We start from the raw sequence: 14,524 nt of genomic DNA, 5'->3' as shown, positions 1-14,524 counted from the left end.
CTTTTTTTCAATCGCCTTTCACAATGTTCGGCGATTCCAACCCGTAGCCCTTCCGTTTATCCTCAGCTTTCAGCCAAAAGGCGAAAACGAGCGCCAGAACCCCCAAGACGGCGAAAGCAATCATGGGTAACGTGTAATCGTATTGCGTAACGGTTTTTCCGTCAATCACGGTTTTTCCCACCACACTATATTTATCGAGAATATGGCCGATAATCAGCGGAATGAACATCAATCCGATGTTTTGTACCCAAAAGATGAGCGCATATGCCGTACCGAGTTGCTTTTCGGGGATGATTTTCGGAACGGAAGGCCACATGGCCGACGGAACCAGCGAGAATGCAATGCCTAACAGAATCACCAATATCGCCGCGATAACCTGGTTGTTGAGGGCGGGTATCGAAAAGAGTACATGCACGAAGATCAACAGCAGCGAGCCGATAATCATAATGCTGGCCCCCTTGCCTTTACGGTCGTACAGGTTGCCGAAGAACGGGGTCAGGATGATGGTGCCGAAAGGCAGCAGGCTGGGGATGGCGCCGGCAAACTTGGGCGACACGCCGAACTTGTTGACCATGAGGTCGGCTGCATAATTCAAGAAGGGGAACACGGCCGAATAAAACAGTACGCACAAGATGGCGATAAGCCAAAAGCCTTTGTTCTTGATGATGAGCCCGATATCCGAAAGTTTGAATTTATCCTCTTCGCTGGTCACCTCCACTTGTTCGCCCGTGGCCTTCAACGAGGTATCGAGCTTCTTGTCGAGGAAGGTGTAATAAAAGAATGCCGCCGTACCGGCAACCATCAGCAGCATGCCCCAGAATACGGGCGAGGTCACATTATTGCTATACGCAATGATGGGTGCGGCCAGCATGGCAAGGCCGGTACCCAGGCGGGCGGTGGCCATTTCCAATCCCATCGCCAGCGCGAGTTCCTTGCCTTTAAACCATTTTACGATAATCTTCGACACGGTAATTCCCGCCACTTCCAGTCCCACGCAAAAGATCGAGAATCCGACCGAAGCCATAAACACTTGAGCGTTGAGGTCGGCCCCGAAAATGTTCCAGCTTTGGTCCATCAGGTCGGCCGAAGTCAATGCCCGGTAGCGGATGACCGTTCCGACAAGCATTGTAATGGTCGCCAGGATGCCCGTTTTGCGGACGCCCAGTTTATCGAGGATAATCCCCCCGAGGATAAGCATAAAGGCGAATACATTCAACCATCCGTAAGACGAACGGTAAAAACCGTAGTTCGAGCTGCTCCAGTTTAAGTCACTCTCCAGCATTGGCTTCAACGACGACAGGTCATCGTTCAGATAGTACCCGCACAACATCGTAAAGGCTACGATGCCCAACGCCGTCCACCGTGCCCTTTTCGAGTCACGGAGCGTTTTGATCAGTTTTTCTCCCATTTTATTGTTTTAATTAAGGACGCCTTGTGTAAAGGTGTTTCATTTGATTGTTATACGAAAGCGCAAAGATACAAAATACCGTTTATTAATGAACAAAATGTTGTTTCTAATCTTTTCCTCCCGATAAAAAGTGCGGAAAGCCGGAGGAAGTTCCTTCGTCCGGCTCTTTTCGGTATGCGGTCGAATTTATTTTCGGGAAAAAGCTTTTCTTTTTGAATAAATGTTCGTAATTTTACCGCCGTAGATTGAATACGATTTATGGCGACTCATTTGGATACACATATCGGAATGCAGTTGTCCCTCTACAGCATCGCTCCCTTCCCGGAACATTGCGCAGTACCCGGACGCTACGGAACACACCGCCCTGCCGGGCTATATGCTTTCATCCACACCCCGGCTTTATGCCTGCGGCCATCGCGTATCCTTCCGTTCGATGATAAATACCTTAAAAGAAAGGAGAGACTGCCCATGACATAAAAATCCCTTGTTTACATCAACCCGAAACAGGCTTCGTTAGTCCCGATGACAACCCTTTTGGGCGCCTGAAGACTTGCGAAGCACGGATAATCGGCCTTACAGCCCTTTCATTGAAGACTGCAAAACACAAAAATCCTGCCGCGGAGTTCGGAGACGGACAAATCGCTCTCTAACCGCCGGAAAGGATGCCGCCGACCGACGGACGGTACTACGAAACGGTTTATTCATGGAACCGAAAATGAAAAATCAATCCCCTGAATGTTAAAATAAGCATGAGGAAAAAGAAAATATAGAAGACATTTGTGAAAATAGTTGCATGGTATGTGAAAACATGAATCATCTTTTTGAAAACAAAGTCCTCGAATATTAAAAAGTTTCTCAGTTTTGTAAAAACAGGATGGTGTAATGTTAAAATGAAGGACTCTTTATAGAAAATAGGATATAAGGAAGTCGAAATAAGATACATTATGGATGGAAAATGCTTCCGGATACACGGAAATAACTCATTGGTAAACGGAATTAAATCCGGGGTAAACGGAACAACGTCCAAGGTTGACGGAATAACGTCCGGAATGGATAAAACGAAAGAGAATATCGATGAAATGTATATGTTTCATCGAAAGGTTAATGACTGAAATGTAGAATACACTATAATATACAGTATTATGAGGAAATATTTTAGCTGTAAGATCGAAGAATTGCCGGTTATCGCCGACTTTCTTTTGGATAACCTGACCCGCGACCTGGCCGATTTCACGGCTTATTCGCCGTTATATACGGCCGAATTTGTAGACGGAAAGCGTGCGAAGGTAACGACTTGCAAATCAATTGTCCATTCATCGGTTTACACCGTCCAAAAGAAACTCGTCACCGATAAACTCGAAACTCTTTCGAAAGGATTGCATAGGCCTCTCAATGAGTTTGAAGGATATTTCAATCTGGCCTCCGGTGAATTGGATATTCTTTCCGGCGACAGCAGTATCAGCGATGTACGCGAGGCGATCAATAACGGAAACACCGAAGGTATCCTTACCGACGGCCGTATATTGCTGGCAACCATTGCCCGCAATCAAACCGTACTCGAAACCAAAGGGCTGAAGCCCGAACAGGTCACATCGGTTGAAACTGTTCTCGGAGAGATCGATACGCTCAACAAGGAGCAAAACGCTCTTCATAGCGGCCGCACCTTTAATTCCGAACAGAATATCGATAAATTTAATGATTTATATCTTGATATGCGTTCCATTGTGAAGACAGGCAAGGCGATTTACCGGGGCAAAGATGAGGCGAAGCTGAAGGATTATACCTTTTCGCAGTTGCTCAAGCGCGTCCGTATAGAGAGGATCTCGAAGGCGGAGAAACCGAAGAAATAATCCGAACTTATTTTATCTATGTAGAGGCGTTGCATGGTCAACGTCTCTACTTGTTTAGCCGCTTACAGGCAAACAGTAAAAAGCTTGTGGCCGGCTTATAAAATTGTTCCGATAAAAACTGGCGGGATGGTAATTGTTTTGTATATTTGCGGAATAGTAAATGAATTATTTCGATGATGGATAGGGATTTAGTTATAAATAGTATTCGCCGGACGTTAAACGGTATGCAAGGAGAAATTGACGTGATACTATATGGAAGCCAGGCAAGAGGTGATGCGCGTCCCGACAGCGATGTGGACTTATTGCTTATTGTTAACAAAGATCGGCTGACAGAAAAGGAGCGGCAAGATATTATCAATCCATTGTTTGCTATCGAATATCAAACCGGCGTGCTTATCAATCCTGTTGTTATATTGAAAAAACAATGGGAGGCGAATAGAACGCCGTTTTACGAAAACATCATGAAGGAAGGGATTGCGTTATGCTGACAAATGAAGACCGGCGACAGATTGTGATGCTCCAAAAGGCGAATGCCCGGCAAGCCTTACGGGAAGCGCAAGTTATGATGGATAACGGTTTTTGGAATGCAGCCATCAACCGGATGTATTACGCCTGTTATTATGCTGTTTCCGGATTAATGGTGGAAAATGCTATCAATACAAAAACCCATGCGGGAATACGCCAGATGTTGGGCTTACATTTTATCCGTACCGGAAAACTGCCCGTCGAAGCCGGCAATATCTTTTCAAATTTGTTTTCAAAACGACAGAGCGGCGATTATGATGCTTTTATTTATTTCGATAGGGATACAGCCGAAACATTATATCCACAGGCTGAAACTTTCATCAAATTAATAGAAGAGCTCATAGACAAAGATTAAACCGAATAATCTGCAATCCTATCAATAAAAAAACTACTTTTGTATTCTAAAATTGAAACAGGGAATGGAACTTCCCGATGATAAACAGCTAGTATTAAGTTAGCTGATAGTTCCTACTTTCAAGTGAAACAGAAGTTGAAATAAAATGGTAAAGCAAATTTTATTGGTGGCTTTGGGAGGTAGTGTGGGAAGTGTTTTCCGCTTTTTAGTGTCTTCATGGGTCACCCGGAACTATACGGATAGTTTTCCTTTAGGAACTTTTATCGTCAATATCACCGGATGTTTTATCATCGGTTTTTTGATGGGGATTTTCGGACGTTTTAATCTGATCAATAATGATCTGAAGTTTTTATTGATAACCGGTTTTTGTGGTGGATATACAACCTTTTCCACCTTTTCAGCCGAAAGTATGGATTTGTTAATGCTGAAAAATTACGCAATGCTTATTTTGTATGTGGCGGGAAGTGTGATTTTTGGGCTTTTCGCTTTATTTGCCGGGAATGCTTTGTCCAAGTGGTGAATATCGGGGGAAGTTTGTTTTTCATATTGTAGCCTATGGTTATATTTAAGGGAAATATCTATCTTTGTATTCGATAGATAAATATGCATGGCACGATGTCCGTAACAAATACATCTCTTATCGATTATACACTCGAAGTGTGCGCAAACTCGTTAGCCAGTTGTCTGGAAGCTCAAAAAGGAGGCGCCCGCAGGGTCGAATTGTGTGCTGCCGTCTCCGAGGGCGGCATTACGCCTTCCTATGGCGAAATACTGTTAGCACGCGAGCACTTGTCTATTAAACTGCATGTCATCATCCGTCCCCGTGGCGGCGATTTCCTCTATTCCGATCTCGAACATCGTGTTATGCTGAAAGATATTGAAATGGCGCGTAGTATTGGTGTCGACGGTGTGGTCATCGGATGCCTCACGCCCCAAGGCGAGGTGGACATGCCTCGGAACCGCGAACTCATCGATGCTGCACAGGGACTCGATGTGACCTTTCATCGCGCCTTCGACCGTTGCCGAGATCCCTTCGACAGCCTCGAAAAGATCATCGAACTCGGTTGCGCCCGCATTCTTACTTCCGGTCAGCAACCTAAAGCCGAACAGGGCGTCGCGCTCCTTAAAGAGTTGGTGCAACGCGCCGCCGGACGCATCGTTATCATGCCCGGAAGCGGCATCCATGAAGAGAACATTGCCGTGATTGCCGCCCGCACCGGCGCCCGTGAATTCCACTTATCCGCGCGCGTGCCGAGGCCGAGCCTTATGACGTATAAAGAGTTGCGGGTGCCGATGTCTAATCCCGCACCGCCCGCCGATCCCGACGAGCAGGCCGTGACCAGCGCCCGGCGAGTAGCCGCAACCCTCGAACGGCTCAATCATCCGTCTGTACGTTAAATGAATGAATTAAATATACCCATTGCAATGAAAAAAATCAAAAATGTAATTTTATCCGTATGTTGCGGTGTTTTCGTGATGGCTTGCTCCGGGGGAGCGAAAGAAGTCCGTAAGGCCGATTACAACATTGTGCCTTTGCCCAACGAAATCCGTACCGCCGAAGGCAATCCTTTCCTTTTGTCGAAAGAAACAAAGATCGTATTTCCTGCCGGAAACGATAAGATGAAACGCAATGCCGAGTTCCTGGCCGAGTTTCTCGAAGCCTCTACCGGCGTAAAAATCCGCATTACTTCCGAACAGCCCGATAAAAATGCCATTGTGCTCTCGCTCGATGCGCCGGATGAAAACTCCGAAGCGTATCGTTTGCAGGTGGATGAGAAGTTTATCCGCATCGACGGCGCCTCTGAAGCCGGCGTTTTTTACGGCATCCAAACGTTGCGCAAAGCCACACCCGTAGGCGAACGTATTTCGGTAGCCTACGATCCGGTGGTCATTAACGATGCGCCCCGCTTCGGCTATCGCGGCATGATGCTCGATGTGGCGCGCCATTTCGAGCCGGTCGAGTTCGTGAAAAGGTTTGTCGATATGCTCGCGTTACATAATATCAACACGTTTCATTGGCATCTCACCGAAGATCAGGGATGGCGCATCGAAATAAAAGCCTATCCCAAACTCACTACCGTCGGTTCGCAGCGCGCGCAGACCGTCATCGGTAAAAATACCGGCGAATACGACGGAAAACCCCACGGAGGCTTTTATACGCAGGAGGAAATTAAGGATATCGTGGCTTATGCCGCCGAACGCTATATCACCATCATCCCCGAAATCGACCTGCCCGGGCACATGCTGGCGGCGCTGGCTTCGTATCCCGAACTGGGATGTACGGGCGGCCCCTATGAAGTGGCGCAGACTTGGGGCGTTTTCGACGATGTGCTGTGTCCCGGAAAAGACTCTACCTTTATCTTCCTCGAAGGGGTCTTGAGTGAAGTCATCGAACTCTTTCCTTCAAAATATATCCACATCGGCGGCGACGAATGCCCTAAAGTGCGCTGGGAGCAATGCCCTCTTTGCCAGGCGCGCATCAAAGAGTTGGGATTGAAAGACGATGCGCAGCACACGGCCGAGCATTACTTGCAGAGTTATGTGACGGCCCGCGTGGAAAAATTCCTGAACGATCGCGGACGCAGCATCATCGGTTGGGATGAAATCCTCGAAGGTGAACTGGCGCCCAATGCCACCGTCATGTCCTGGAGGGGTATGGAGGGAGGCACCCGTGCCGCGCAAATGGGGCACGATGTCATCATGACGCCCACTTCGCATTGCTATTTCGATTTCTATCAGGCCGAAGATACCGGCAACGAGCCGTTCGCTATCGGCGGGTTCCTGCCTGTGGAGAAGGTGTATTCGTTCGAGCCCGTGCCCGGCATTCTGACCGATGAGCAAAAGAAACATATTTTGGGTGCACAGGCGAATTTGTGGACGGAGTACGTGCCCAATGCCGAGCATGTCGAATATATGGCTATGCCGCGTATCGCCGCCATGAGCGAAGTGCAGTGGACACAACCCGAAAAGAAGAATTATGCCGACTTTCACAAGCGGTTATTGGGACTGATATCTATTTACGACCAGCAAGGTTATCACTACGCCCGCCATATCTTCGATATCAAAACCGAGATGAAGCCCGACTTCGAAAAAAATGCGTTGAGCGTCACCTTTTCCACCATCGACAATGCTCCTGTTTATTATACATTGGACGGCGCCGAGCCTACCGAAGCTTCTACCCGTTACGACGGGCCGCTTTTCGTCAGCGCCGATGCACAGTTGAAAGCTGCCGCCATTCGTCCTTCGGGAAAAAACAGCCGTACCTTCTCAACCGAAGTGCAGGTGAACGAAGCGACCTTCAAACCGGTCGTGTTGCTCACCGATCCCGAGCCCAATTATGCCTCTTCGGGCGCGGAGATTTTGGTCGACGGGTTGCAAGCCGTCAATACCAATTTTCATAGCGGAAAATGGATCGGTTTTCAGGAAAACGATCTCGTGCTCACCATCGACCTGTTGCAGCCGAAAACGATTTCCTCGGCCGAACTCAGCAATATGATTCAAACAGGCGACTGGATATTCGATGTTTCGCAGATAATCGTCGAATCGTCCCGCGACGGAAAGACGTTCAGTCCCGCCGGGAACTGGAAAAACGACACCGAAGAGAAAGCTCCCCGCGGGGAAATGCTGACGCACACCGTCACGTTCGATCCGGTCGAAGCGCGTTACTTCAAGATTACGGTAAAGCCCTCCATCATTCCCGTTTGGCATGACGGCAGGGGGAAACGGGCTTTCTTATTTGCCGATGAGATTCTGTTGAAATAAAGTTCCATCGTTTTACGCAACGCTATAAAAAGAGCGCACCGCAATATACGGCGCGCTCTTTTTCTGTTTCTTCCCGTTGCGTCAATGCAACCGGTATTTGAGATTGTTAATCTCTATGCCGGATTCTTTTCGAGCGAATACAACAGTTTGATTTCTTCGTCCCAAATCGATTCATCGGGTGTTTCGAGGATGATGGGCAGGTCGTCGAAACGGCTATCATTCATAATGAGCGAAAACACGTCCATGCCCATCACACCTTTGCCGATGCTGTCGTGGCGGTCGACGCGCGTGCCGAGTTCCTTCTTCGAATCATTCAAGTGAATGCCTTTCAGGTACGATCGGCCGATAATGCGGTCGAATTGCGCCCACGTGTCTTCGAAGGCGGCTTTGTTGCGTATTTCGTATCCTGCGGCGAGAGTGTGTGCCGTGTCGATACACACGCCCACGCGGCTTTTATCATCGACTTTATCGATAATGTGGGCGATTTGTTCGAACGTATGCCCCAGATTGGTTCCCTGTCCGGCCGTGTTCTCAATGACGGCTGTTACGCCGCTGGTTCTTTCCAACGCCATATTGATGGATTCGGCGATGCGGTCGAGGCAAGCATCCACTGGCATCTGGTTTAAATGGCTTCCGGGATGGAAGTTGAAGCGGTTGATGCCCAACTGTTCGCAGCGCTTCATTTCGTCGAAGAAAGCCGCGCGCGACTTCTCCAGCCCGTCTTGTTGCGGATGACCTAAATTGATGAGATAACTGTCATGCGGAAGAATATGGTCGGCCGAAAAACCGAACTCTTCACAACGCGCCTTAAACAATTCGATATTCTTCTCGTTGTAAGGGGCGGCTACCCATTGTCGCTGGTTTTTAGTGAAAAAAGCGAATGCTTTTGCGCCTATTTTCTGCGCATTTACCGGGGCATTTTCCACACCCCCCGAGGCACTGATGTGTGCGCCTACATATTTCATAGTTGTACGTGTTAGGAATGTTAATATTATTCTGTCATTGTCTGCAAAGTTAGGATTTTCTCTGAAAATGAGAAATAATTAATAACTTGCGAAGCCCCATCAAGCAAGTAAACCACAAGTTATCTTGGATACGACTCCAATGCAAAGTACGGTTCCGGTTTGCTCGTAATGAAATACTTGGTTCCTATGAGACCTTATAGAAGATTATCATTGTTTAAAGCATCCGGGCTTGATGAGGCTTTTATTTATTCACAAGTTAAAACTATGGCAAAGAAAGCGAAAAAAATCAAGACAAACAAGGGATTGAAATTGGAAATCGTGAATCCCAATTCGGCGGGTATCGATGTTTCTTCCACCGAAATGCAAGTATGTGTCCCGGAAGACCGGGATGGGGAAAACAACCGCCGCTTCGGCACGTTTACGCAAGATTTACACCTTATATCGGATTGGCTTAAAGCCTGTGGCATTGAAACCGTCGCCATGGAATCCACGGGGGTGTATTGGGTCCAACTCTACATGATACTGGAATCGGATGGATTCGATGTGTTGCTGGTCAACGCCAAGGCCATCAAAAATATCAGTGAGAAGAAGACCGACCGGGTAGATGCCGAAACCATCATGGTCTTGCATAGTTACGGGCTTCTGAGAGCCAGTTTCCAACCCCAGAACCATGCCCGGCGCATCCGCAATGTATCGCGCCACCGTGACGGGTTGTTGAAAGCTTCTTCGCGGGAAGTGCTCCACATGCAAAAGGCCATGGAATTGATGAACATCAAATTGGGCAATGTCATCAGCGATATTTTGGGAAAATCGGGACAGGAGATTATTCGCGCCATTCTGGCCGGGGAACGCGATGCCCGAAAACTATCGGCTTTGGCCGATCCCCGATGCAAATCTCCCAAAGAAACCATCGCCAAATCCCTGCAGGCCAATTGGGACGAAGACCTGCTGTTCATGCTCAAACAAAGCTATGAACTGTATGTATATTACCAAAACCTGATGAAGGATTGTGACAAGCAGATAGAGGGCATCCTGCAGGAGTATCTCAAAGACGTTAAACCCGAAGAAACTTCCAAGCCGGAGCAAAGGGCGAAAAAAGCAAAAGCTCAAAAGAATGCCGTCACGATAGATATCGAAAAGCACGCGATCCGATTATGGGGTGTCAACGCGATGCGCATACCGGGTGTCAGTGAAGCGGCCCTGTTGCGGTTGGCCGGTGAGCTGGGACACGATTTTACCGATAAGTTTGACTCATACAAACAGTTTTGTTGTTGGTGTAACCTCACACCCAACAACAAAATATCGGGTGGAAAACTCCAGTCCAGCAAAATTCCAAAGCGCAAGAATCCTGTTGGACAAATCCTGCGTTCTTCGGCAAACTCCCTGAAAACAAGTAAAACGCCCTTAGGATATTACTTCCGGCGTATACAGGCTAAAAGCGGTTACTTGCCGGCTATTATCGCTACTGCGAACAAATTGGGAAGAATACTCTATACAATGGTTAAATACAAGGTCGAGTTTGATGACTCTTTTACCCAAACGAGCGAAACCGAGATACTTAGAAGAAAATTGATTAAGACCCAAAGAACCCTCGAAAAACTTCAAAATCAAATCAAAGAATGCGGATGAGATGGTTTGTTATATAGAAGATAACCCCAACTAGCCGATTTTACTCAATCTTTGTAGAACAAATTTTATCATTATACTTATTTATGAGAAAACGGTTACACGGAGAATTTCCGATGGCGTCATTAATGATCGGATAAAAAGGGGAAGATAAACTCCCGCTGCTCCGTGTCCCCAATATAGCCGGGGTCAGGTCGATGCATGCGTGCTGCCAGGGAGGGAACTTAAACGGTTGGCAAAAAAGATATCTTCTTTCACGATTTCGCTTTGCGCCAAATACTCGGCCTTGTCGGCATAAATAAAAAGGAGCGATCCGCCTTTGATGGTGTCGATGATGGGCTTGTTCAACTCCCTCGGCAGGGCGGGACACCCGAAGCTGCGTCCCAAACGTCCCGATGACCGGATCACTTGCTCGCTGCAATAGTCGGCGCCGTGCATCACAATGGCGCGCGGGCGGGCTTTGTCGTTGATGTTTTTCTCCAGCCCGTCGAGCAAAAGCGAATAACCATTCCCTCCGTTATACGTTCCTCCGGTGCGGTAAAAGCCTAATGAACTCTGATGCGATCCGTCGCGGTTCGAAAACGACACGGCATAGTTTTCTCCGCTGTTGCGCCCGTGTGAAACATACGACACAAAGAGTACCTTCTTCTTCGCCATGTCCAACACATAAAGTCTTTTTTGCGAAGAGGGAAGATTGAAATCAATGAGTGTGAGCAAGGAGTTATTACTATTCTTTAACTTTTTATAACCGGTATAGGCCAGACGGAACGCTTCGGGATCGATTAAATCTTGCAATCCCATCTGTTCATAAAGCCGCTCCTGTTCGCTCACCGCCATTGGTGCCGGAAGAATGTCTTTCTTCCCTTCCTTTCCCTTGAAGGGAAGGCTGGAGCCAAGAAAGAAGAAAACGAAAAAACATACGATAATCTTTTGCATATTCACTGTCACTCGAAAAAAACAGTTCAAATATACAATTTTTCTTTTAAATGATCATCAATCGATTACGATAACGACGGATTCTTTAACTTTTGCCCAGTCGTAGACAAACTTCGAGTGCGACGAGGCGTTCCTTACGCACATGTGCGAACGTGGCGTGGTACCCAACGAAGGACTGAATTCGATGATATTTTTATTGGGATATTGCACGGGCACCCCATGCACGTAGGCGCCGTTGGTGAACCGTGAGGCGTAAGGTGCAAAACCGGCGATTTCGCTTGTCCCGTCTTTCACGTAAAACATCTTTTCTTTTTTCTCTTGGACGGCAAAAATGCCCGTAGGTGTTTCCTGTGCGTGCGGGGGCTTGTGAACGCCTGTCGTGGCGGGATTCATACTCAATATATGCCACGTATCGCCTCGCTTTTCGAGCGTCGAGATGTTTTGGTTGGTGACATCCACCACAACCACTTTGTCGAAACGAATCGTGTCGCCCCACGATTGGATATAGCGCTTGGGCACGATGAACTCATCTTCGAACGAAATGCCTTTCACCCGTACCCATTCCGTCGTGTCGCTGCTTAACAACTTTATCAGCCAACCGTCTCTTCCGTAGCGTGAAAGAGTGGTATCGCCGGCTGTACGGTACAAGGGAGCCGATTGATAACGTTCTACGCCGAACGAGTCAGATACCCGCCCGTATTCGTCTCGGACGAAGCCTTCGATGGTAGGCGCTTCCTTATTCTGGTTGCGATAGTTGCTCAATACGCCCCAATTTCCTCCTTCGGTGTTGGCATTCTCCATGATGGCAATCTGTTCTTTCACCTTTTCCCATTGAAAACGTCGCGTGGTGTCTTTGTACGGATATTCGTCCTCAAGCGAATGCTTGTCGTACCGGATATCTCGCTGTAAAGCGATATCCCGTCCGGTTAACGGCTTATTTTCCTCCGGCTGATAAGCTGTGGAATCTTTTTCCGTAACTGTTTCATCGGCGTCAGGTTCGTTCGTTGCGCTATCGCGCCGGCATCCCCCGGCAATCGACAGGGTAATCATAAGAATAAAAAAGAAATACGAATAGGGTGTATGCATTTTACTCGGATTTGTTCGTAACCTTTCGGAAATAAGCATGACACTCCTTGCGGGCAGTGACTGTATCGTCCGGCTTTGGTTATAATTTCAGAAAATACAACGGTTTTTTACAAATAAATGTTCGAATAAAAGGAATAAATTGTTCTTTTTGCGAAAGTTTCTCTTTCTTTATCGCGGACTTGACCCGGGTTCGGCTCAGGTTCCTCCCTAAGTCGAACCCGGTTTGCGGATCGAGTTCGCAATGATATATTCCTTTCCTTGTTGCCCGTTAACTCAATCCCTCAATTTCGCCGTTCACGAGTCGGATATGCTTGGCCTGAGGGTCTGCCGGCAATCCGGGCATACGCATCATCTCGCCGGCGATAGCCACGATGAATTCGGCTCCCTGATTGATCACCAAATCGTTTATTTTAAGTTGAAAGCCGCGTGCCACACCATATGCTTTCGGGTCGGCCGAAAATGAATACTGCGTTTTGGCAATGCATACTGGCATTTTTTCGAGACGTGTGCCGCGGATATGCTTCAATTTCTTCAGCGCTTTCTCTGCCATGACAACGCTTCCGGCGCCGTAGATAGATGTGGCGACTTTGTTGATTTTTGTTTCCAAGTCATCGTTGTCATCATACGTCAAGATCAGTTTTCCCGACGGGTTTTTCTCGATGGTTTCCACTACGCAACGGGCAAGCTCCTCAGCCCCTTCTCCGCCTTTTGTAAAGGCTTCGTTAATGGCGAAAGGAATGTGGCGTTGCTCGCAGAAACGGCTCACCGTATCGATTTCCTCCTGCGTATCGGAAGCATAACGGTTGAAGGCTACCACCACCGATTGTCCGAAACCCGCCAGATTGGAAAGGTGTTTGTCGAGGTTTTCCAGTCCTTTTACCAATCCCTTGGGGTCGGGACGGGCGATGTCATTTTCGGGTGTTCCCCCGTGCATTTTCAATCCCCGGGCGGTCGCTACAATCACAGTCAGCTTCGGGCTGAGTCCGCTTTTGCGACATTTGATGTTGAAGAATTTTTCCGCTCCCAAATCGGCTCCGAAGCCAGCCTCGGTCACCACATAATCGCCGAAAGTCATAGCCATTTTAGTTGCCAACACCGAGTTGCATCCGTGGGCGATATTGGCGAAAGGGCCTCCGTGGACAAATGCGGCGGTGTTTTCGGTAGTTTGAACGAGGTTCGGTGCCAGGGCGTCTTTCATCAATACCGCAATAGCGCCGGTGATACCGAGATCCTTCACCGTAAAGGGTTCGCCGTCCATGGTGTAGCCGAGTAAGATGTTGTCGATACGGCGTTGAAGATCTTCTTCGCTTTCGGCAAGGCATAAGATCGCCATCAATTCGGAAGCGGCCGTGATATCGAAGCCCGATTCCTGCGGAATGCCGTTGGCCGGACCGTTAAGTCCCGTAACGATGTAGCGCAGGCTGCGGTCGTTCACATCCATCACCCTTTTCCACAAGACTTCTTTCAAAGTCTTCTTTCCGCCGCGGTTGCGGTATATATAATTGTCCAGCAGAGCCGAAATGGTATTGTGTGCCGTGGTGACGGCATGGAAGTCGCCGGTAAAATGCAAGTTGATATTTTCCATCGGAAGCACTTGTGCGTATCCGCCTCCCGCTGCGCCGCCTTTCATGCCGAAGACGGGTCCCAGCGACGGCTCCCTCAAGGCGACGATCGCCTTTTTGCCGATCTTGTTCAGTCCCAGCGTCAATCCTATAGAGACGGTCGTTTTGCCTATTCCCGCTTTTGTGGCGGTGATGGCCGTCACTAAGATCAGATTACTCTGATTGATTTTGTCCGGATCGATAAGATGCAGAGGGATTTTCGCCATATAGCGTCCGTAATTATGTACTTCCTCTCTCGGAATGCCGATGCCCTCGGCCACTTCTTTAATTCTTTTCAGAGGGGTCTCTTTTGCTATTTGAATATCTGATTTCATATTTTGTTTTAATTGTCTCCAATCTCCAGTCATTTCATTAGGATGACGATCGATTCGACCTTCGACTTCATTCGT

At 48.0% G+C, this 14,524-nt stretch carries 14 protein-coding genes and 1 riboswitch; of the genes, 9 read left to right on the top strand and 5 right to left on the bottom strand.

All coding sequences use genetic code 11. The annotated features are described in order from the left end of the window. Nucleotides 1-7: 7 nt before the first annotated feature. Nucleotides 8-1,408, bottom strand: coding sequence for an MFS transporter (locus tag ABNK31_RS10250; protein WP_418892433.1), 1,401 nt, complete (start codon nucleotides 1,406-1,408; stop codon nucleotides 8-10). Between the two features lie 258 nt (nucleotides 1,409-1,666). On the opposite strand from ABNK31_RS10250, the gene ABNK31_RS10245 reads away from it, so the two are divergent. The 8 genes from ABNK31_RS10245 to ABNK31_RS10210 all read left to right on the top strand — a co-directional run bounded on the left by ABNK31_RS10245 (nucleotide 1,667) and on the right by ABNK31_RS10210 (nucleotide 7,900). Further along, a complete protein-coding gene (locus ABNK31_RS10245; RefSeq protein ID WP_418892432.1) occupies nucleotides 1,667-1,885 on the top strand; it encodes a hypothetical protein in 219 nt (72 codons plus the stop codon). 467 nt (nucleotides 1,886-2,352) lie between these two features. Next, nucleotides 2,353-2,520, top strand: a complete 168-nt coding sequence (locus ABNK31_RS10240) for a hypothetical protein (RefSeq protein WP_418892431.1) — start codon at nucleotides 2,353-2,355, stop codon at nucleotides 2,518-2,520. Between the two features lie 30 nt (nucleotides 2,521-2,550). Continuing rightward, complete coding sequence (locus tag ABNK31_RS10235; RefSeq protein WP_321579708.1) at nucleotides 2,551-3,258, top strand: hypothetical protein; 708 nt, start codon at nucleotides 2,551-2,553, stop codon at nucleotides 3,256-3,258. Nucleotides 3,259-3,431: 173 nt separating this feature from the next. After that, complete coding sequence (locus tag ABNK31_RS10230; protein ID WP_418892430.1) at nucleotides 3,432-3,746, top strand: nucleotidyltransferase domain-containing protein; 315 nt, start codon at nucleotides 3,432-3,434, stop codon at nucleotides 3,744-3,746. After that, nucleotides 3,740-4,138, top strand: a complete 399-nt coding sequence (locus ABNK31_RS10225; protein ID WP_418892429.1) for a HEPN domain-containing protein — start codon at nucleotides 3,740-3,742, stop codon at nucleotides 4,136-4,138. The genes ABNK31_RS10230 and ABNK31_RS10225 overlap by 7 nt, the downstream gene beginning before the upstream one ends. A 51-nt stretch (nucleotides 4,139-4,189) precedes the next feature. Then, nucleotides 4,190-4,261, top strand: a riboswitch (Fluoride riboswitch). A gap of 22 nt (nucleotides 4,262-4,283) precedes the next feature. Then, nucleotides 4,284-4,658, top strand: coding sequence for a fluoride efflux transporter CrcB (crcB, locus tag ABNK31_RS10220; RefSeq protein WP_418892428.1), 375 nt, complete (start codon nucleotides 4,284-4,286; stop codon nucleotides 4,656-4,658). A 95-nt stretch (nucleotides 4,659-4,753) separates the two neighbouring features. Continuing rightward, complete coding sequence (locus tag ABNK31_RS10215) at nucleotides 4,754-5,536, top strand: copper homeostasis protein CutC (RefSeq protein WP_418892427.1); 783 nt, start codon at nucleotides 4,754-4,756, stop codon at nucleotides 5,534-5,536. 27 nt (nucleotides 5,537-5,563) lie between these two features. Then, complete coding sequence (locus ABNK31_RS10210; protein ID WP_418892426.1) at nucleotides 5,564-7,900, top strand: family 20 glycosylhydrolase; 2,337 nt, start codon at nucleotides 5,564-5,566, stop codon at nucleotides 7,898-7,900. A 113-nt stretch (nucleotides 7,901-8,013) separates the two neighbouring features. Here the strand turns inward: ABNK31_RS10210 and nfo are convergent, their stop codons facing one another. Beyond that, nucleotides 8,014-8,865: a deoxyribonuclease IV gene (nfo, locus tag ABNK31_RS10205; protein WP_418892425.1), complete on the bottom strand. Its 852-nt coding sequence runs from the start codon at nucleotides 8,863-8,865 to the stop codon at nucleotides 8,014-8,016. Between the two features lie 264 nt (nucleotides 8,866-9,129). On the opposite strand from nfo, the gene ABNK31_RS10200 reads away from it, so the two are divergent. Beyond that, a complete protein-coding gene (locus ABNK31_RS10200; RefSeq protein ID WP_418892424.1) occupies nucleotides 9,130-10,494 on the top strand; it encodes an IS110 family transposase in 1,365 nt (454 codons plus the stop codon). 186 nt (nucleotides 10,495-10,680) lie between these two features. On the opposite strand, the gene ABNK31_RS10195 is transcribed toward ABNK31_RS10200, so the two are convergent. The 3 genes from ABNK31_RS10195 to ABNK31_RS10185 form a co-directional block, all read right to left on the bottom strand. After that, the gene (locus ABNK31_RS10195) at nucleotides 10,681-11,427 is read right to left on the bottom strand and encodes a murein L,D-transpeptidase catalytic domain family protein (protein ID WP_418892423.1); all 747 of its coding nucleotides are present in this window, start codon (nucleotides 11,425-11,427) and stop codon (nucleotides 10,681-10,683) included. 57 nt (nucleotides 11,428-11,484) lie between these two features. Further along, a complete protein-coding gene (locus tag ABNK31_RS10190) occupies nucleotides 11,485-12,513 on the bottom strand; it encodes a L,D-transpeptidase (RefSeq protein ID WP_418892422.1) in 1,029 nt (342 codons plus the stop codon). A 268-nt stretch (nucleotides 12,514-12,781) separates the two neighbouring features. After that, nucleotides 12,782-14,449, bottom strand: coding sequence for a formate--tetrahydrofolate ligase (locus tag ABNK31_RS10185; protein WP_418892421.1), 1,668 nt, complete (start codon nucleotides 14,447-14,449; stop codon nucleotides 12,782-12,784). Nucleotides 14,450-14,524 lie beyond the last annotated feature (75 nt).

This window comes from Limibacterium fermenti (assembly GCF_041902845.1).
Lineage (GTDB): Bacteria > Bacteroidota > Bacteroidia > Bacteroidales > Dysgonomonadaceae > Limibacterium > Limibacterium fermenti.
The sequence above is the reverse complement of the archived record's forward strand: the minus strand, read 5'-3'. Positions and strand labels throughout refer to the sequence as shown.